The organism is Mesorhizobium sp. ES1-6 (assembly GCF_020164775.1).
Classification (GTDB): Bacteria; Pseudomonadota; Alphaproteobacteria; order Rhizobiales; family Rhizobiaceae; genus Mesorhizobium.
Window position 1 is genome coordinate 200479 of sequence record NZ_JAIUGU010000001.1, and the last position, 17183, is coordinate 217661.

A 17183-nucleotide genomic window follows, 5' to 3' on the forward strand; every position below is an offset into this window, starting at 1 on the left:
TCCGACAGACACGGATATCAGCTGGATTGCAGGGACTGGTCTCTTCCCGATTGTCCTTGGTCCCGCAGGGCGGCAACGGCTGCCTCGCGAGGTCGGCCCGTCCTGTCGGTCCTTGCGGCGGTATCGCAGCCGGGTAAGCTGCGGCTCGGATCCGGGTGACGAATGCTGATATCGATTCTTCTCTGGCTGCTTGGCGCCGCCATTCTGGCGGCGGTCCTCTTGCTCGTTTGTCTGTTGTTGGCGACGCTTTGGATCGCGGCGAAAGCGGAGAGATTGGTGCCGCCGGTCGGAAAATTCATCGAGATCGACGGCAACCGCATCCACTATGTCGATGTCGGGCAGGGGCGGCCGATCGTCTTCCTGCATGGGCTTGGCGCCCAATTGCATCATTTCCGGCACACCGTGTTTGGCCGTTTCGGTCCCGGCTACCGGCTGATCGCGCTCGACCGTCCGGGCTCCGGCTATTCGACGCGGGCAAGCGGAGCGACGGGCCGCTTGCCCGAGCAGGCCGAGATCATCAAACGCTTCATGGAAACACTGGGACTGGAAAGGCCGCTTGTGGTGGGTCATTCTCTCGGCGGTGCCATCACACTGACCCTGGCCGTCGAACATCCCGAGGCGATTTCAGGCATCGCCTTGCTGGCGCCCTTGACGCATCTGGAGACAAGGACGCGGCAAGGATTTGACCTGCTCTACATTCCCTCGCGCCTGTTGCGATGGATCATGGCCCATACGGTGGCGATACCGGCGAGCCTTAGGTATGCCCGGCCGACGATGGACTTCATCTTCGCGCCGCAAGCCGTCACGGCGGACTACATGACCGGAGGAGGCGGATGGCTCGGCTTGAGGCCCGCCCACTACCACGCGACGTCGAGCGATGTCGTGGCGGTCGAGAAGGATCTCGGCGACATCGAGCGCCGCTATGGCGAGATCGCCATGCCGGCCGGCATCCTGTTCGGCGGCGCCGATCGCGTCATCGGCATGGCTGTCCATGGCGAGCCGATGCGGGAAAAGCTCGAAGGACTTGATTTCGAGCCCGTCGATGGTCTCGGCCATATGCCGCAATTCGTCGAGCCGGAACGGGTCGTTGCCTTCATCAAGCGCATCGCGGGGCGAGCTTTTTCAGATACGGCATCACCAAGGGTTCACGACAATTTCAATGAACCATCCGGCTGATTGCCGGGTTTACCCGTGTCGCATCCCAAGGCGGCCAAGATACGGAGTAATTCAATGTACAGGAAACTTTTCGCTGCATCCGTCCTGACGATCGGTCTCGCCACATCGGCGATGGCCCAATCGTCCGACGCAACCTATTCCAACCATCACAATTGGTGGCTGTTCGGCAACGGGGATTCTTCCGCCGTCGACCAGAGCACCACCGGCAGCATCAACGCGGACGGGTCCGGATTGAACACCCTTGGCAATCCTGGCCCGGCCGGGCCTTGTGCCTCGAACACGGCAGGCCCCGACGCGAATGCCCAAGGCAACGTCAACGATCAGTACTGCGGCAAGTAGCGAGCCGCGGGCTTGCCCCGGACGCCATCTCTCCTGGCGTCCGGCTGGCACATGACTATCAATCGGAAATTTCAGTCTGGGGCCGATCACGGCCGTCAGCCAGTTCCTCGTGCCATTTTCCGTCGGCGTCCTCATACTGGATGCCGTCGGTGGCGCCGGCCACCTGTTGTTCCGCCGAAGCGATTTCGGCGGCGCGCAACGCATCCTGATGGGTGGGAAATGTCTCCGAGAAGGTCGCGCCGACCTTGTAGGCCCATCCACCGTCATGCTCGACGATCTTGTAAGTCAGCTTCGCCATTCAAAACCTCCGGTTAAAGGTCCGTCTGCTCAATGCAGTCGGTCGTCTGGCAGCCGGTCGTCGGGCACCAGCACTTCCGATTCCCTGGCGGCCTCGATCAGTGCCCTGCGCGCTTCCGCTGTCGAACGATAACCTTCCAGCACTTTGAGGCAAGTGTCGAGGGCATCACGATGACGAGGCCCGCGATTGAGCGGCCACACCGTCATCAGGCACTCCGCCGCCTCCTGGGTCGAGCGGATATGGCGATATTTGCCGACATGGCCAAGTTCGACCACGACGGGCGTTTCAAAAGGCTTGTTGTCCATCATGGCCGCAACGCAAAGCAGCCAATTTGGTTGCAAAAATGGCCCTCGGCCTGCGCCCAAAGGTCGCGTCGCGTTTACTCGCCGCGCTGGGTGGGCATAGGGTCGGCCAACCGGATCCGCCCTCGGATCAAGCCGTGAGCATGGTTTGGGCGGCATGCATAGACGGTCTCAGTAGCCGCAGTCATTGCGCAGCCAGCGCGCATTCGCCCAGCCGGTTCCGCCGCCGATTTCGACCTGATACCAGTTGCCGCGCCGGTCGAAGATCTCGACATGGTCGCCGTTGAACAGCTGTCCGATCATCCGGGACGACGAGTTGGGCCGTGTGCGCACGGCCAGAAAACCGCTGCCCGTCGCCACATTGTAGCGGCCTGACAGGCCGTGCACCGTACCCTCGCAGTATTGCGCAACACTTGGCGTGGACGCGCCAAGCCATGACCCCGCCACAACCATAACGACTGCGGCCGGCAAAAATGCCCTGAACGACATGATGCCCCTCCCAAATCCGGCCGCGCCGAAGGCGGCCTTACCCGCCGGAACAAGTGACGGACCGATTAAAGCGGAGCCATCGCAAGCTGTCCAGCCGCATCGGATTGGGGCAGGTCAGCCGGCGGCCTTCATCCAATGTTGCATCGTTGTCACCGAGCGGGCGAGCTGCGGCGCGGGATGGATTTTTTCGCTGAATGTGGCGGCCGCACGCCATCCCCAGCGCGGATCGGCGAGGAAGGCACGTGCCAGCGCCACCATGTCGGCGCGGCCCTCGGCGATAACGGCCTCGGCCTGTTTCGGGTCGTCGATCAGGCCGACCGCACGGGTCGGAATTCCGGCGCCCTTGCGCACGGCTTCCGCCAGATGCACCTGGTAGCCGGGGCCGGTGGGCAATTTCTGCAACGGCGAATTGCCGCCGCTCGAACAGCAGAGATAGGCGATGCCTTCGGCCTTCAGCGCTTTCGCCACCTCGACCGCGTCGGCGACGTCGAAGCCGCCATCGACCCAGTCCGTCACCGACAGCCTGGCGCCGAGCATCAGCTTCGGCACCGCTTTCTTCACCGCGCGGGCGATCTCGACGACAAGGCGCATCCGGTTTTCCAGCGAGCCGCCCCAGCGGTCCGTGCGCTGGTTGGACAGAGGCGACAGGAACTGGAAGATCAGATAGCCGTGCGCGGCGTGCAGCTCGATGAAGTCGAAGCCGGCGCGTTCGGCCCGCCTGGCAGACTCGGCGAAGCGTTCGATGAGCTGCAGGATTTCTTCGTCCTCCAGCGCGTGCGGCACGTTCCAGCCCGTATCGTAGGCGATCGCCGAGGCCGAGACGGTCTGCCAGGGGTCTTCATTCGGCTGCAGCGGGCCACCGCCTTCCCACGGCTTGCGGTTCGAGGCCTTGCGGCCGGCATGCGCCAGCTGCGTCCCGAACTTCGTGCCGGGCGCCGCCACGCGCCGGGCAGCGTCCAGCGCGCGGCGCGCGGCCGCCTCATTGTCTTCGGAATAGAGGCCGAGGCAGCCATGGCTGATGCGCCCGCGCCGCTCGACATCGGTCATCTCGACCGTGACCATGCCGGCGCCGGACATGGCGAGATTCATCCAGTGATAGAGATGCCAGTCGCTGGCCGAGCCGTCATCGGCGGAATACTGGCACATCGGCGCCACCGCGATGCGGTTGGGAAAGGTGAGCCCATCGAGCGTGATGGGCTGGAATAGCGATGTCGTCATGAAACCAACTCCGGAGGGAAACCCGCTATTTAGGCAACGGACCTCTTCCGTACCACACACGAGACGGTGAAACGCGTGCTGGACCAATCGCTGCCCCGGTTGCGGAGAGGCCGGTTGGCGGCTACGCCTGCGCCCGACAGCAAGCATCGAGGTGTCCATGGAAGACCGCATTCGTATACGCTCGGAAGAGGTTCTCTCCGATGACTGGGCGATCCTGAAGAAGACCGTGCTCGACTACCGCCGGCGCGATGGCCAATGGGAAACGCAGATCCGCCAGACATATGACCGCGGCGACGGCGCGGTGATCCTACCCTATGACCCCCAGCGCTCGACCGTGCTCCTGGTGCGCCAGTTCCGCTATCCCGCCTATGTCACCGGCCACCGCGAACCGCTGATCGAGGCCTGCGCCGGACTGCTCGACGAAAACGACCCGGAAACCGCCATCCGCAAGGAAGCCGAGGAAGAGCTGGGCTACCGGCTGAACGAGATCGAGCGGTTGTTCTCGCCTTACATGAGCCCCGGCAGCGTCACCGAGCGGCTCTGGTTCTTCATCGCCCGCTACTCACCCGCCGACCGCATCTCGGCCGGCGGCGGCGCCCCAGGGGAGGGCGAGGACATCGAGGTCCTGGAAATGCCACTGGATGAGGCGCTGGCGGGGATTGCCGATGGTCGGATTGTGGACGCCAAGACGATTATCCTGATCCAGCATTTGAAGCTTAACCCGATGAAGGATTGAGCCTGGTGGTCCACCACCCGAAGCTCGAAGAGCGAAGGGATGGTGCGGACGACGGGAATCGAACCCGTACGATCAGAGATCGAGGGATTTTAAGTCCCTTGCGTCTACCAATTCCGCCACGTCCGCGAGGCCAGCCCTTTTCAGACGCCAGACACAGCCCGTCAAGTCGTGTTCTGAGGCGCCCGAGCGCTCAACCCAGAGGAGGAGGCGGGATGATACTGGCGCGATCGCGGAATTTATCCGCACTGCTGGCATCGGTAGATATCTGCGCGGCGGATCGATCCGCCATGGCCGGCGCCTCTCAGGCCCAACCCATTCCCCCCGCCCACTGGGGAGCGTCGGCCGCCCCCGCATCCCGCGAGACTGGTCGGCTGCTAGCTCGGCAACCGCGTTGGTGGCGACGCTCGGAAACCGTGGCTGAGATTGACGCCAACCGTGTTCGGTTTCGATCCGATCGCGGTCGTTGAAGGGGCCAGGCGCCTCTTGGTTCTCGGTGTCCTTCCGATGGCGGCGGCGCGCGCCTTGTGCGAAACAGCCGCCGCCCATGGGAGGATCCTTCTTGCGCATCCCGTTCCGCTTTATCACGACCGTCACGGCGGTGCTGGTGGTCGCACAGATAGCGGTGGCCGACCCGCTGACGCTCATCATCGTCAAGGCCGTGGCCCCGATCCTGCTTCGGGCCAGGACATGCTCAGCCTCAAACTCACTCCCGACAGCGGCAAGGCCTTTGCCATGTTCACCGGGGCAAATGTCGGCAAGATCGTCGATTTCAGCATCGACGGCGCCATAGTGACGTCGCCGCGCATCGTGGAACCGATACTGGGCGGTGAAATCATGGTCAGTGGCGCGTTCAAACCGGGCGAAGTCGAGCGCGTCGCGGAGCGGATTTCAGCCGGCGGTTCCAGGGTCGAAGTGGACGTGAAACCCGAATAGCCAGGCCATCCCAAGGCAAATCCACGCTTCCTCGCTGGCCAAAGCGCCGCCGGCTTGGCACAGTCGGGCAAACAGGAGTCTTCGATGGCCAGAAAGCCGCCCGCGAGCGCAACGAAACCCAAACCCTGGACCGAAATGGCGACCGATCTGGTCGACGTCGCCATGGGCCGCAAACCCGCCGATCTCGTCATCCGCAACGGGCGCTGGGTCAACGTCCATTCGGGCGAGATCATCGCCGGCACCGACATCGCCATATCAGGCGGCCGCTTCGCCTATTGCGGACCGAATGCCGGCCACACAATCGGACAGGGCACCAAGGTGGTCGACGCGGGCGGGCGCTACCTCGTGCCCGGTCTCTGCGACGCGCACATGCATGTCGAGAGCGGCATGGTGACGGTGACCGAATTCTGCCGCGCCGTCATTCCGCACGGCACCACCTCGATGTTCATCGACCCGCACGAGATCGCCAATGTGCTGGGCTTGCCGGGCGTTCGCCTGATGCATGACGAGGCGGTGGCGATGCCCATCAACGTGCATGTGCAGATGCCATCCTGCGTGCCTTCGGCGCCCGGGCTCGAACATGCCGGCGCCGAACTGACGGTCGCCGATGTCACGGAGGCGATGACCTGGGAAAACATCATCGGACTTGGCGAGGTGATGAATTTCCCCGGTGTCGCGGCCAACGATCCGGTGATGTCGGGCGAGATCGCCGCCACTGTGAAGGCAGGCAAGACGGTGGGCGGCCACTATGCCTCGCGCGATCTCGGCCTGCCGTTCCACGGCTATGTCGCCGGCGGACCCGAGGACGACCATGAAGGCACACGCGCCGAGGATGCGATTGCCCGCGTGCGCCAGGGCATGAAGGCCATGCTGCGGCTGGGCTCCGCCTGGTACGACGTTGCCTCGCAGATCAAGGCGGTGACCGAAGGCGGCATCGATCCGCGCAACTTCATCCTGTGCACCGACGACAGCCATTCCGGCACCCTTGTCCATGAAGGCCACATGGACCGGGTGGTGCGCCACGCCATCAGCCAGGGGCTGAAGCCGGTGACGGCGATCCAGATGGCGACGATCAATACCGCCCAGCATTTCAGGCTGGAACGCGAGATCGGTTCGATCGCACCGGGGCGCCTGGGCGACCTGCTGATCGTCTCCGATCTCGCCGCAATGACCATCGACGAGGTCTATGCGCGCGGCGTCAGGCTGGCCAAGGGGGGCAAGCTCGACATCGACATTCCGGCCTATGACTATCCGGAGACGGCGAAGAACACCGTCAAGCTGGGCAAGAAACTCAAGGCGGCGGATTTCGACATCGTGGCCCCCAAGGGCGCCAACGAGGTGCGGGTGCGGGTGATCGGCGTCATCGAGAACCAGGCGCCGACGCGGGCGCTGGAGGCGGATCTTCCAGTCGAGGATGGGCTGGTTGCCATGGACCGCCGCAACGATGTCTGCCAGATCGCGCTGGTCGAGCGGCACAGGGGCACCGGCGGCGTCACCAACGCCTTCGTCTCCGGTTTCGGTTACATGGACGACTGCGCCATGGCGTCCAGCGTGGCCCATGACGCCCATCACATCATCTGCGTCGGCACCAACAAGCAGGACATGGCGCTGGCCGTGAACCGGCTGGGGGAAGTCGGTGGCGGGGTGGTGCTGTTCTCCAGGGGCAAGGAACTGGCGCTTGTCGAAATGCCGATCGCCGGCCTGATGTCGGACGAACGCGCCGAGATCGTCGCCGCCAAGGCGGAGAAACTGACCGAGGCGATGCGCAAGATGGGCTGTTCGCTCAACAACGCCTACATGCAGCACTCGCTGCTGGCGCTGGTGGTCATTCCGGAGCTCAGGATTTCCGACGTCGGCCTCGTTGACGTGACGACCTTCCAGAAGGTCGACCTGTTCGTCTGAGGCCGGCCGTCCGCTCTTGGCTGCCTACCCGCCGGTGGCGATGGTCAGCACCTTGAACGGCGTCGTGATGATGACTTCAGCGGCGGAGCCGACGACCTTTCCCAAGCCCTGACCGATATTGGCGAGCTGTGCCGGGTTCTCGTCCGCGGCGAGGCCCGCCGGCGTGCGCAGCCGGTCGCCCAGCAATTGCACCAGGAACGGGTTGTCGGCGAATTTTGCGTGGTTGAGGCCGCCGTCGCCGCCTTTCGTCTTGGTCAGATCGACCACCGACACGCCATAGGAGGCGAGATCGGCGGCGTTGCCATAGTCGCCGACACGCGGTTTGTCGCCGGAGATGAACGAGGACAATTTGAGCGCCCGGTCATCGCCCGAAAGCAGGACGGCAAACGGCTTGTCGGGTTTGCCATAACGGATCATCTGTTTCTTGAACACGTCGACATCGATGTCCGGCGAAGCCAGGATGACATAGCCGAGCTTGCCGCCGAGATCGCGGTCGCCGGTGATGGCGAGCTGGCGCAGCGCCTCCATCGTCAGCCAGGTCCCCATCGAATGGGCGATGATGTCGATGCTCTTGACCCGCGTCTTGGCGAGCATCCGAAGCGCCGCCTCGAGATCGTCGCGGGCGGCTGTGGAACTGTCCTTGTCGTAGATATAGCCGGTCGTCTTGGCGCTCGATGCCCAGGAGAACAGCACGGGCGTGCCCGGATATTTGGTGTCGTGGGCGATCTGCGTCAGCCGGTAGATGCCGTCATCGAAACCATTGTTGAAGCCATGCACGAAAACCAGCGCACGGTCGCCGCGCATGGCGATGTCGGCGCCGACCGCCTTGGCGAATTGCGGCGCGCTTTCGTAATAGGTGACATCCTTGGCCGTGAAATCCTTGGCTGGATTGCTGTTGGCCGAACCCTTGGCGCGCTCGATGTTGCCGACCTGATGGCTCTTGGGAACCGTGACGTCGACCCGCGCGAAGCTGGTGGTGAGCGAACGGTCGCCGTCGAAGACCTGCCTTGGGTCCTTTGTCGCCTTCTGGCGGGTGGTGGCGACAAATATTTCATGGGTGGCAGCGATATCGGATGCCGGCACGCTGACCGTCGTCTTGTTGAGCAGGTCATGCGTATTTCCAGCGCAGCCGGCGACCAGCAACGCGAAGGCGACGACACCGAAACTCTTCAAGCGCAAGGCCACGCGTCGGCTCCCGTAACGGGGGACGTCAAACGCATGACGTCGCTCGATACTCCGATAAGGCCAGAGACGGGCGCGGTCCAGTTCAAAGTGCGCCGACAGCGTGGTAAGGGCGAACAGGCACGGCCAAACCCGTGGCGCGGCATCTACTGCCCGAGCAGGCTGATGCGATCGGTCACGTCCCGGTCGCTGGCGAAACCATCATCCTCGCGCAGCCGCTGGCCGATCATCTTCACCAGTGCCGGATTGTCGGCGAATTTGGTGTGGTTGAAGCTGTCGCTTCCCTTGACCTTGGAGAGATCGACGACCGTCACGCCGTAGGAGGCAAGGTCGGCGGCATCCTTGTAATCGCCGACACGCGGCCGCGAGCCGGCGATCAGGCCTGATAACCGCAATGCGCGATCGTCATCCGACAACAAGAGGATGAACGGCTTGTCGGGCTTGCCATAACGGCGCATCTGGCTCTTGAACACATCGACGTCGATGTCGGGAGAGGCCAGCACCACATCGCCGAGCTTGCCGCCAAGATCGCGGTCGCCGCTGATGGCCATCTGGCGCAGCGTTTCCATTGTCACCCAGGTTCCCATCGAATGGGCGACAATGTCGATGCGCCGCGCGCCGGACTGCTGCAGCATTCGCAAGGTCACTTCGAGCTGGTCACGGGCGGCACTGGCACTTTCCTTGTCATAGACATAGTCGGTGGTCTTCGCGCCCGAGGCCCAGGAGAACAGCACCGGCGTCCCGGGATAGCCGGAATCATGCACGAGCTGGGTCAAGCGGTAGACAGCGTCGTCGAAGCCGGTGTTGTAGCCATGGACGAAGACCATCACGCGGCCGCCGCGCGCCGCTATGTCGGCGTTGAGAGCGCTGGAGAATTTTGGTTGGGTATCGTAGCCGACGACCTCGGAAGCCATGAAGTATTTGGCCGGATCATTCGACTTGCCGCGCGAGCGCCGTTCGATCTGGCCGGTCGTGTGGATCCCCGGAACGGTGACGTTGACGCGAGCGTAGTTCAGCGTGGCCGAGCGTTCGCCGTCGAAAACCTTGTTGGGATCGTCGGATTTCTTGCGCGTCGTGGCGATGAAGATCGAATGGTTGCCCGCGATTTCCGTAACCGGCGCGGACATGACCGCGCTGCCGAGCAGTTCCTCGGTTTTACGGCCGCCACAACCCGCCACCAGCAAGGCAAGCGCTAGAATGCAAATCGTCTTCAAATGCACGTCAAAAAATTCCACTCAAGCCCAGTAAGGGCTCGTCCACCCTCCGCGATACCTCCCCAGCAGGCGAAGTGCGGCGGAAGTAAGTCATCTCCGGGCAAAATCTGGGCGGCTTCCGCCGATGGCTATCCACTGTTGCGCGAAAGCCAAAGCCTTGGCGGCAAGGCCGCCACATCGCGGAAAGCGTTCACGAAAGTGTCCGCCGGCCCGGTGCAGGAAGCATGAACAAACGGCCCCAAGCGCCTGCAAACATTTCGCGAAGGCGTCGCCGCGAGCGCTGACCCAGCCGGGCAATGGTTTTTGCGGGGCCGGATGTGTAATAGGCGGATGTGTAATAGGGTTGTCTTCTAACGCGCCCGCGGGCGATCCGGGATGAATTTGCCATGACCAGCTTTTCCTCGCGCGTCGCCACCGCCGCCGCCGCGATCCGTCAGATCTTTCCCGAAACCCCGCTGCAGGAAAATGACTATCTGTCCAGAAAGACCGGCGCGCGGGTGCTGTTGAAGCGCGAGGATTTGAGCCCGGTGCGATCCTACAAGATCCGCGGCGCCTTCAACTTCTTCCGAAAGGCGCTTGGCGAAGGCAACCAGGCCGAGCTCTTTGTGTGTGCCTCCGCCGGCAACCATGCGCAGGGTTTCGCCTTCGTCTGCCGCCATTTCGGCAAACGAGGCGTGGTGTTCATGCCGGTGACGACGCCGCAGCAGAAGATCGACAAGACCAGGCTGTTTGGCGGCGACTTCGTCGAGATCAAGCTGGTCGGCGATTTCTTCGACGACTGCTATCGCGCCGCCTTCGAATTCACCGAAAGCTCTGGCGCCCACATGGTGCCGCCCTTCGACCACAAGGACATCATCGAGGGGCAGGCGACGGTCGCCTATGAGATCGCGGAACAGATGCCGGGCGCGCGCATGCCCGACATCGTCATGCTGCCGGTGGGTGGCGGCGGTCTGGCTGCGGGGGTGACGCACTATTTCGCCGACCAGGGCCGCGAGGCGCGGTTCGTCTTCTGCGAACCGGCCGGCGCGCCGAGCCTGCGCGACAGCCTCGCGGCGGGAAAGCGGCTGAAGCTCGCCAAGGTCGACAATTTCGTCGACGGCGCCGCGGTTGCCGAGATCGGCCGCGAACCCTTGCGCTATCTCAGGGAGTTTGCCGCCGACAGCGTGCGGCTGGTCCCGGAAAACCGGCTCTGCGCGACCATGATCGAAATGCTCAACATCGAAGGCGTGGTGCTGGAGCCGGCCGGCGCGTTGGCGATCGATGCGCTGAAGGATTTTTCCAGGAAGGAAATCAGGGGCAAGACCATCGTTGCCGTGGTCTCGGGCGGCAATTTCGACTTCGAGCGCCTGCCGGACGTCAAGGAACGGGCGCTGCGCTTCGAGGGCCTGAAGAAGTACTTCATCATCCGCTTTCCGCAGCGGCCGGGCGCGTTGCGCGACTTCCTCGAAATGCTGGGTCCTGACGACGACATCGCGCGCTTCGAATATCTGAAGAAGTCGGCGCGCAATTTCGGCTCGGTGCTGATCGGCATCGAAACCAGGGATCGCCGCAATTTCGACCTGCTGAGGGCGAATTTCGAGGCCGAGGGCGTCCAGTATCAGGACATCACCGACAACGAAACATTGGCCGGGTTCATCATATGAGCGGAAAGGTCTTCATCGCCTTGTTTTCCGGCATCAATGTCGGCGGCAACCGTATCGTCAAGATGGCGGAGTTGCGGACCTTCTTCGAGGGGCTCGGCTTTTGCGATGTCGCCACCTACGTGCAGAGCGGCAATGCCGTGTTCCGGGCCGACAAGGGCGACGCGGCCGCGCTGACGAAACAGATCGAGGCGGCCTTCGAGGCGAAATGGGGCTTTCATTCGCGCATCTTGGTGCGCGACCTCTCGTGGTTCGAACGGCTGGTGCGCGAAAATCCCTATCCGGAAGCCGCCGCCGACCACACAAAGCTCCACGCCTACGCGCTGGAGCGTGAGCCGACCGCCGACGAGGCGGCGCGGCTGGCCGAGAAGTGTACAGGTCCCGAGCGTTTCGAGATCAAGGGCGACGTGCTTTACCTCAGCGCACCGGACGGGCTCGGCAAATCGGTGTTCGCCAACCTCATCCCGCGTGTTCTGAAGGTGCCGGGCACCGCGCGCAATTGGCGCTCGGTGCTGGCGCTGCTGGAGATAGCTCGTCAAGCCGGCAAGAGCTAGAGCAATTCCAAGAAAAGTGTGTGACGGTTTTCCCGGGAGAAGCGCGTAGCGCTTCCCCTTGGGAATTGCGTAAAAACAAAGAGTTAGAGCGGGTCGGCGATTCTATCCAAATGGTGAACCGCTCTAGGCCGGAGCGGGCTTCCAATCGAAGGACAGCTCCTCGCGAAAGGCAAAGCGCTTGATGTGGTCGGCGACGACGCTTTCCAGGCGCTCGAGCGATCCTGCTTCGTCTGTCGACACCGTGATGTGCAGCGCCGCCGCATCTGCGTCCATGACCGTGCGGCCAAGCGAGAGATCGATGGCGCCATGGTTCGGGTCGAACTCGACCGGGAACTTGTGCGCCCAATGCTTGCACAACTGCTGCAGGTAGCGGCTGGCATGTTCGGTGGCGACGTCGGCGTGGCTGGAAGGCATGATTGAATTCTCCATGGGCGCGAACCCATTCGCATGACAATGCGCCGGTGCTACGGCGCCGGCGCGACTTCAGGCAGATAGGCATTGCCCGGCCGAACGCCAAAGCGGACCGGGCGCTTCCGCCCGGTCCCGGGGCAGAACCTTACCAGCTTCCGGTGTTCGCCATCGATGCCCAGGGCTCGGCCTTGGCCTTGGCCGGGCCCTTCTGCAGGAGCTCGATGGAAATACCGTCCGGCGACCGGATGAAGGCCATGTTGCCGTCGCGCGGCGGCCGGTTGATGGTGACGCCGTTGTCCATCAGATGCTGGCAAGTGGCGTAGATGTCGTCGACCTCATAGGCGAGGTGACCGAAATTGCGCCCGCCCTTGTAGTCTTCCGGATCCCAATTGTAGGTGAGTTCGACCAGCGGCGCCTTGTCGGCGATGCCGCTCTGCTCGTCTTCGGACGCCGCCAGGAAGATCAGCGTGAAGCGGCCTTGTTCGTTTTCATAGCGGCGAACTTCCTTGAGCCCGAGCTTGTTGCAGTAGAAATCGAGCGAGGCATCGACATCGGCGACGCGGACCATGGTGTGCAGATAGCGCATGTGTTTTCCTCGATCTGTTGGGTTGCGGCGCAACATAGGGTCGGCCCGGTCAAAGGGCAATCGTGAGGCGGCAAGCCGTGCCGGCAAAGAACAAATCCGGTATTCCCGCAATGAACCGTGAAAAAAGGCACGTCAGGTCTTGCACACACCGGAAGCCGCGGTGTTAATCTGGTGTCAAGAATCAGTTGCGGTGTTTCTTGAAAAAAGGGGGCATTCTTATGGGGGAAAAGGCCTCTTTGACCGGACGGGCCGGGACCCTTGCCGACGCCTTGACGCGCGACGAAGGCGGCGATGCCGACCTGGCCGAGATTGCCGGCGCCATCAAGTGGTTCGATGTGGCCAAGGGCTATGGCTTCATCCTTCCCGACGACGGTGTTTCGGGCGATATCCTCCTCCATGTGACTTGCCTTCGACGGGACGGCTTCCAGACTGCCTTGGAAGGCGCGCGCGTGGTCTGCCTTGTGAAGCAGGGCGAGCGCGGGCTGCAGGCTTTCCGCGTTCTCTCCATGGATGTCACCACAGCGGTCCATCCCGCGGAAATGCAGGAACAGCGCACCCATGTCTCGGTGACGCCGGAGAGCGGGCTCGAACGCGCTTTGGTCAAATGGTTCAACCGCACCAAGGGGTTTGGCTTCCTGACGCGCGGCGAGGGCACCGAGGACATTTTCGTCCATATGGAGACCTTGCGCCGCTACGGCATTACCGAGCTTCGGCCGGGGCAGGTCGTGCTTGTCCGTTTCGGCCGCGGTGACAAAGGCCTTATGGCCGCCGAAATTCACCCCGATATGGGCACCTTGCCGGTCTCGCACTAGGGCGAGCCCGGCCGAGGATTTCTTATGACACACAGGAACGTGCTGACAGCGGGCGTGATGTGCGCTGTGGCCGCCGTCATGGTCGCCGCGGCCGCATTCTTCTATTTCCAGGTACCCAGCGTGGCCGATGGCCGGGCGATGATCCTTCCCGTCGACGCTGCGCCGCTCATCGCGGTCACGAAAGGCGGCGAGCGCTCCTTCTCCATCGAAGTCGCCGATACCGAGGCGGAGCGTGAAGCAGGCCTGATGTTTCGCGAGGAGATGGCCGCCGATCATGGCATGCTGTTCGTCTTCGACGAGACGCGCGATGTCAGTTTCTGGATGAAGAACACGCCGATGCCGCTCGACCTGATCTTTGTCGGCCAGGATGGCAGGATCCGCGCCATCAAACAGGGCGAGCCGCAGTCCGAGGCGATCGTCTCGCCCGGCGAGCCGGTCCGCTTCGTGCTCGAACTCAAGGCCGGCACCGCCGCCAGGGAGGGCATAGCGGATGGCGATCTGCTGCGTCATCCGGCGATCGGGACGGCGTCGGGTCCTGGCACGCCGCCGGCCGACAAGGGCGATTCTCCGAACGTCGGTTCCGATTAAGCGCGGGGATCGCCTTCCAATGCAGTTTTTTCCCCATGACGGGTTCGATCTCGCCTTTCTCGACCGCCAGCCGGCGTCGGGCGAGGGCGACCCGGTGCTCATGATCCACGGCTTCGCCTCGAGCCACTACGTCAACTGGGTGTCGCCTGGCTGGTTCAAGACGCTCAACGATGCCGGTTATCGGGCCATCGCCTTTGACAATCGCGGCCACGGCGCGTCATCCAAGAGCTATGACGAGGCCGACTATACGCCCGCGAAGATGGCTTCGGACGCAGCAGCCCTGCTCGATCACCTCGGCATCGAGCGGGCCCATGTCATGGGCTATTCGATGGGCGCGCGCATCGCCGCGTTCCTGGCGCTGTCCGACCCGTACAAGGTGGCGACGCTGGTCTTCGGCGGCCTCGGCATCGGCATGATCGATGGCGTCGGCGATTGGGATCCGATCGCCGCCGCTCTGCTTTCCGACGACCCGGCCGCGACCACCCATGCGCGCGGCCGCTCTTTCCGCGCCTTCGCCGACCAGACCCGCAGCGATCGCCAGGCGCTGGCCGCCTGCATCGCCACGTCGCGCGAATTGCTCAGCGAGGACGACGTCGCGCGCATCGCCCAGCCGACGCTGATCGCGGTCGGCACCACCGACGACATCGGCGGCTCGCCCGACGAGCTCGCGGCCTTGATGCCTAATGCCAGGGCCTTTCATATCGAAGGCCGCGATCATATGCTTGCCGTCGGGGACAAGACCTTCAAGCAGCGGGTTCTGGAGTTTTATACCGAAAACCCGCTCTGAGCGGGCGGCAAGGATAGGTTCGGTATTCTGATGGCCATGGCGTCGACCATCGGCGCCTTTACCTGATTATCCTCTATCCACGGTGAGCGCCTCCAGCGACCGTGCAATGTTCAGCCTTGCCTGCGGCTCGAAGCGCTGGCGGAATTCCTGTGTGTGGAAGAGATGCGGTCGCGCAAGGAAGGTCTTCAGCACCGCGCCGCGGCCGGCTCGCCACATCGGTTCCTCCACCCAGTCATATTCGCGGCGAACCGCGCGTTCATAAGCGTCGAACGCGTCCGGCGCGGCGCCCAGGATCGAAAGATCCATGTCGAGGAACAGACTGGCGTCGCGCGCCGCCGCTGCGTCATCGAACGGCGGCACCTGGTGCGCGGCGGTGGCGAGGATCATCGCGCCGATGCGCTTGAGACGTTCGGCATCGACGCGGCCCGCGAGCTTCTCTTCGGCAAGGTCGGCACTTCGCGCCTCATTGTCCTTGGCGCGGCTGTCATAGATGGCGTCGTGGAACCAGATAGCCGCCTCGACGGCCTCGGGGTCGCCGAGTTCCCCCCGATAGTCGCTGGCAAGCGCCAGCATTGCCTCGATATGCGCAAGGCCGTGATAGTGGCGGTCCCCGGCGGCATAGAGTGCCGAAAGCTCGGTTTTCAGGGCGTCGTCGATCAAGGGTTCGTTTTCCATGGCTGCTTGAATTCCCGCGAACCAAGTCCATTTGACACAGCACTAAGGAAAATTGAGTTCAAACATGCTATGATCTGGCCTATATGTGCGGCCGCACAACAGGCAGACTAGCAGGACGCAGGACGAGACGTCGATGAACAGCATCAGCATTTCCCGCCATAGCGCGTTGCAGCCGGTCGATCCGATCTGGCGTTCGATCCGCGACGAAGCGATGGAAGCGGTCAACCGCGATCCCCTGCTGGCCGCCTTCCTCTATTCGACGATCCTCAACCAGGAGAGCTTGGAAGAGGCGGTCATCCACCGGATCGCGGAGCGGCTGGCGCACCAGGATATCGGTTCCGATCTCATCCGCCAGACCTTCAAGTCGATGTTGGCCGACGACAAGGACTGGCCGACCACGGTACGCGTCGACATCCAGGCCTATTATGACCGCGACCCGGCCTGCGACCGGTTCATCATGCCGGTGCTCTATTTCAAGGGCTTTCACGCCATCCAGACCCATAGGCTGGCGCATTGGCTGTGGAACCACGGCCGCAAGGATTTCGCTCTGTACCTGCAGAGCCGCTCGTCCTCGGTCTTCCAGACCGACATCAACCCGGCCGCGCGCATCGGCAAGGGAATCTTCATCGATCATGCCACCGGCCTCGTCGTCGGCGAGACGGCGGTCATCGAGGACGACGTGTCGATCCTGCACGGCGTAACGCTGGGCGGCACCGGCAAGGCCGGCGGCGACCGCCACCCCAAGATCCGCCGTGGCGTGCTGATCGGCGCCGGCGCCAAGATTCTCGGCAACATCGAGATCGGCCATTGCTCCAAGGTTGCCGCGGGATCCGTGGTTCTGTCGCCCGTGCCGCACAACAAGACGGTTGCCGGCGTGCCGGCCCGCGTGGTCGGCGAGACCGGCTGCGACCAGCCTTCGCGCCAGATGGACCAGCTTCTGCCGTCGCAGACGATGGACCAGGTGATCAGTTTCGATATCTGATTTGCAATCGCACGGCATGATCGCGATTTGCCGGGCAGCACCGCCGCTTCCGGTGCAATAAGGCCGGCTTGCCTTTACATCGCCATTGTCAACGTGCCAGAAGCGCCGTTCAAACGAGCAAGCCCGATGATCGGAGAAGACTGTTGAAGCCGGACGAAATCAGAAAGCTGGACGCCTATTTCAAGCGCGTCTTCCAGAACCCGAAGCTTGAGGTCAAGGCACGGCCGCGCAAGGAAGATTCGGCCGAAGTCTATGTCGGCGACGAGTTCCTCGGCATCGTCTTCAAGGACGAGGACGACGGCGACTACAACTTCTCGATGGCGATCCTCGACATCGATCTGGCCTGAGCCACGGTCTCA

At 63.2% G+C, this 17183-nt stretch carries 21 protein-coding genes and 1 tRNA gene; 12 read left to right on the forward strand and 10 right to left on the reverse strand.

All coding sequences use genetic code 11. The features are described from left to right. Positions 1 to 162: 162 nt before the first annotated feature. Together LB564_RS01085 and LB564_RS01090 are read left to right on the forward strand one after the other, a co-directional pair. The gene (locus LB564_RS01085) at positions 163 to 1176 is read left to right on the forward strand and encodes an alpha/beta fold hydrolase (protein ID WP_224534448.1); all 1014 of its coding nucleotides are present in this window, start codon (positions 163 to 165) and stop codon (positions 1174 to 1176) included. A gap of 54 nt (positions 1177 to 1230) precedes the next feature. Beyond that, positions 1231 to 1515, forward strand: a complete 285-nt coding sequence (locus tag LB564_RS01090; protein WP_140706633.1) for a hypothetical protein — start codon at positions 1231 to 1233, stop codon at positions 1513 to 1515. A gap of 58 nt (positions 1516 to 1573) precedes the next feature. On the opposite strand, the gene LB564_RS01095 is transcribed toward LB564_RS01090, so the two are convergent. From LB564_RS01095 to LB564_RS01110, 4 genes are all read right to left on the reverse strand, one after another. Next, positions 1574 to 1813, reverse strand: a complete 240-nt coding sequence (locus tag LB564_RS01095) for a DUF2188 domain-containing protein (protein ID WP_136617408.1) — start codon at positions 1811 to 1813, stop codon at positions 1574 to 1576. 29 nt (positions 1814 to 1842) lie between these two features. Continuing rightward, entirely contained in the window at positions 1843 to 2121 is a 279-nt protein-coding gene (locus LB564_RS01100; protein ID WP_032916788.1) for a DUF982 domain-containing protein, read from the reverse strand. A 165-nt stretch (positions 2122 to 2286) separates the two neighbouring features. Beyond that, positions 2287 to 2604, reverse strand: coding sequence for an SH3 domain-containing protein (locus tag LB564_RS01105; protein ID WP_224534449.1), 318 nt, complete (start codon positions 2602 to 2604; stop codon positions 2287 to 2289). A 114-nt stretch (positions 2605 to 2718) separates the two neighbouring features. Beyond that, on the reverse strand, positions 2719 to 3822 hold the full coding sequence (locus LB564_RS01110) for an NADH:flavin oxidoreductase/NADH oxidase (protein ID WP_224534450.1): 1104 nt from the start codon (positions 3820 to 3822) through the stop codon (positions 2719 to 2721). A gap of 157 nt (positions 3823 to 3979) precedes the next feature. On the opposite strand from LB564_RS01110, the gene LB564_RS01115 reads away from it, so the two are divergent. Beyond that, the gene (locus LB564_RS01115) at positions 3980 to 4558 is read left to right on the forward strand and encodes an NUDIX domain-containing protein (protein WP_224534451.1); all 579 of its coding nucleotides are present in this window, start codon (positions 3980 to 3982) and stop codon (positions 4556 to 4558) included. 40 nt (positions 4559 to 4598) lie between these two features. Here LB564_RS01115 and LB564_RS01120 read toward each other — a convergent pair. Next, a tRNA-Leu gene (locus LB564_RS01120) sits at positions 4599 to 4684 on the reverse strand. Positions 4685 to 4981: 297 nt separating this feature from the next. Between LB564_RS01120 and LB564_RS01125 the strand changes: the two genes are divergently transcribed. Both LB564_RS01125 and ade read left to right on the forward strand, forming a co-directional pair. Further along, positions 4982 to 5491: a SecDF P1 head subdomain-containing protein gene (locus LB564_RS01125; protein WP_224534453.1), complete on the forward strand. Its 510-nt coding sequence runs from the start codon at positions 4982 to 4984 to the stop codon at positions 5489 to 5491. A gap of 84 nt (positions 5492 to 5575) precedes the next feature. Further along, positions 5576 to 7393 carry an adenine deaminase gene (gene ade, locus LB564_RS01130; RefSeq protein ID WP_224534455.1) on the forward strand — a complete coding sequence of 606 codons (1818 nt, stop codon included), beginning with the start codon at positions 5576 to 5578 and terminating at the stop codon, positions 7391 to 7393. Positions 7394 to 7417: 24 nt separating this feature from the next. On the opposite strand, the gene LB564_RS01135 is transcribed toward ade, so the two are convergent. Together LB564_RS01135 and LB564_RS01140 are read right to left on the reverse strand one after the other, a co-directional pair. Continuing rightward, a complete protein-coding gene (locus LB564_RS01135; protein ID WP_224534457.1) occupies positions 7418 to 8578 on the reverse strand; it encodes an alpha/beta hydrolase in 1161 nt (386 codons plus the stop codon). Between the two features lie 143 nt (positions 8579 to 8721). Continuing rightward, the gene (locus LB564_RS01140; protein WP_140710901.1) at positions 8722 to 9795 is read right to left on the reverse strand and encodes an alpha/beta hydrolase; all 1074 of its coding nucleotides are present in this window, start codon (positions 9793 to 9795) and stop codon (positions 8722 to 8724) included. Between the two features lie 380 nt (positions 9796 to 10175). On the opposite strand from LB564_RS01140, the gene ilvA reads away from it, so the two are divergent. Both ilvA and LB564_RS01150 read left to right on the forward strand, forming a co-directional pair. Beyond that, entirely contained in the window at positions 10176 to 11432 is a 1257-nt protein-coding gene (ilvA, locus tag LB564_RS01145; protein ID WP_224534459.1) for a threonine ammonia-lyase IlvA, read from the forward strand. Then, complete coding sequence (locus LB564_RS01150) at positions 11429 to 11983, forward strand: DUF1697 domain-containing protein (protein ID WP_224534460.1); 555 nt, start codon at positions 11429 to 11431, stop codon at positions 11981 to 11983. The genes ilvA and LB564_RS01150 overlap by 4 nt, the downstream gene beginning before the upstream one ends. 123 nt (positions 11984 to 12106) lie before the next feature. Here LB564_RS01150 and LB564_RS01155 read toward each other — a convergent pair whose 3' ends face one another. Next, positions 12107 to 12397, reverse strand: a complete 291-nt coding sequence (locus LB564_RS01155; protein WP_224534462.1) for a DUF2218 domain-containing protein — start codon at positions 12395 to 12397, stop codon at positions 12107 to 12109. Between the two features lie 142 nt (positions 12398 to 12539). Continuing rightward, a complete protein-coding gene (locus LB564_RS01160) occupies positions 12540 to 12980 on the reverse strand; it encodes a VOC family protein (RefSeq protein WP_140710909.1) in 441 nt (146 codons plus the stop codon). A gap of 218 nt (positions 12981 to 13198) precedes the next feature. Here LB564_RS01160 and LB564_RS01165 point away from each other — a divergent pair, with 218 nt between their 5' ends. Genes LB564_RS01165 through LB564_RS01175 form a run of 3 tightly spaced genes read left to right on the forward strand, consistent with a single transcriptional unit; the run spans position 13199 to position 15167 of the window. Continuing rightward, positions 13199 to 13792 carry a cold-shock protein gene (locus LB564_RS01165; RefSeq protein WP_140710911.1) on the forward strand — a complete coding sequence of 198 codons (594 nt, stop codon included), beginning with the start codon at positions 13199 to 13201 and terminating at the stop codon, positions 13790 to 13792. Positions 13793 to 13816: 24 nt separating this feature from the next. After that, the gene (locus LB564_RS01170; RefSeq protein WP_224534463.1) at positions 13817 to 14380 is read left to right on the forward strand and encodes a DUF192 domain-containing protein; all 564 of its coding nucleotides are present in this window, start codon (positions 13817 to 13819) and stop codon (positions 14378 to 14380) included. 19 nt (positions 14381 to 14399) lie between these two features. After that, complete coding sequence (locus LB564_RS01175) at positions 14400 to 15167, forward strand: alpha/beta fold hydrolase (RefSeq protein ID WP_224534464.1); 768 nt, start codon at positions 14400 to 14402, stop codon at positions 15165 to 15167. Between the two features lie 66 nt (positions 15168 to 15233). On the opposite strand, the gene LB564_RS01180 is transcribed toward LB564_RS01175, so the two are convergent. Continuing rightward, positions 15234 to 15842 carry a hypothetical protein gene (locus tag LB564_RS01180; RefSeq protein ID WP_224534465.1) on the reverse strand — a complete coding sequence of 203 codons (609 nt, stop codon included), beginning with the start codon at positions 15840 to 15842 and terminating at the stop codon, positions 15234 to 15236. A gap of 133 nt (positions 15843 to 15975) precedes the next feature. Here LB564_RS01180 and cysE point away from each other — a divergent pair, with 133 nt between their 5' ends. Both cysE and LB564_RS01190 read left to right on the forward strand, forming a co-directional pair. Beyond that, the gene (gene cysE, locus LB564_RS01185; RefSeq protein ID WP_140710918.1) at positions 15976 to 16824 is read left to right on the forward strand and encodes a serine O-acetyltransferase; all 849 of its coding nucleotides are present in this window, start codon (positions 15976 to 15978) and stop codon (positions 16822 to 16824) included. 143 nt (positions 16825 to 16967) lie between these two features. Beyond that, a complete protein-coding gene (locus tag LB564_RS01190) occupies positions 16968 to 17171 on the forward strand; it encodes a DUF3126 family protein (RefSeq protein ID WP_006200852.1) in 204 nt (67 codons plus the stop codon). Positions 17172 to 17183 lie beyond the last annotated feature (12 nt).

Bases quoted from the DNA above. Each gene is read 5' to 3' on its own strand.
- LB564_RS01085 (WP_224534448.1), top strand. From the start codon at position 163: ATGCTGATATCGATTCTTCTCTGGCTGCTTGGCGCCGCCATTCTGGCG.
- LB564_RS01090 (WP_140706633.1), top strand. From the start codon at position 1,231: ATGTACAGGAAACTTTTCGCTGCATCCGTCCTGACGATCGGTCTCGCC.
- LB564_RS01095 (WP_136617408.1), bottom strand. From the start codon at position 1,813: ATGGCGAAGCTGACTTACAAGATCGTCGAGCATGACGGTGGATGGGCC.
- LB564_RS01100 (WP_032916788.1), bottom strand. From the start codon at position 2,121: ATGATGGACAACAAGCCTTTTGAAACGCCCGTCGTGGTCGAACTTGGC.
- LB564_RS01105 (WP_224534449.1), bottom strand. From the start codon at position 2,604: ATGTCGTTCAGGGCATTTTTGCCGGCCGCAGTCGTTATGGTTGTGGCG.
- LB564_RS01110 (WP_224534450.1), bottom strand. From the start codon at position 3,822: ATGACGACATCGCTATTCCAGCCCATCACGCTCGATGGGCTCACCTTT.
- LB564_RS01115 (WP_224534451.1), top strand. From the start codon at position 3,980: ATGGAAGACCGCATTCGTATACGCTCGGAAGAGGTTCTCTCCGATGAC.
- ade (WP_224534455.1), top strand. From the start codon at position 5,576: ATGGCCAGAAAGCCGCCCGCGAGCGCAACGAAACCCAAACCCTGGACC.
- ilvA (WP_224534459.1), top strand. From the start codon at position 10,176: ATGACCAGCTTTTCCTCGCGCGTCGCCACCGCCGCCGCCGCGATCCGT.
- LB564_RS01150 (WP_224534460.1), top strand. From the start codon at position 11,429: ATGAGCGGAAAGGTCTTCATCGCCTTGTTTTCCGGCATCAATGTCGGC.
- LB564_RS01155 (WP_224534462.1), bottom strand. From the start codon at position 12,397: ATGCCTTCCAGCCACGCCGACGTCGCCACCGAACATGCCAGCCGCTAC.
- LB564_RS01160 (WP_140710909.1), bottom strand. From the start codon at position 12,980: ATGCGCTATCTGCACACCATGGTCCGCGTCGCCGATGTCGATGCCTCG.
- LB564_RS01165 (WP_140710911.1), top strand. From the start codon at position 13,199: ATGGGGGAAAAGGCCTCTTTGACCGGACGGGCCGGGACCCTTGCCGAC.
- LB564_RS01170 (WP_224534463.1), top strand. From the start codon at position 13,817: ATGACACACAGGAACGTGCTGACAGCGGGCGTGATGTGCGCTGTGGCC.
- LB564_RS01175 (WP_224534464.1), top strand. From the start codon at position 14,400: ATGCAGTTTTTTCCCCATGACGGGTTCGATCTCGCCTTTCTCGACCGC.
- LB564_RS01180 (WP_224534465.1), bottom strand. From the start codon at position 15,842: ATGGAAAACGAACCCTTGATCGACGACGCCCTGAAAACCGAGCTTTCG.
- cysE (WP_140710918.1), top strand. From the start codon at position 15,976: ATGAACAGCATCAGCATTTCCCGCCATAGCGCGTTGCAGCCGGTCGAT.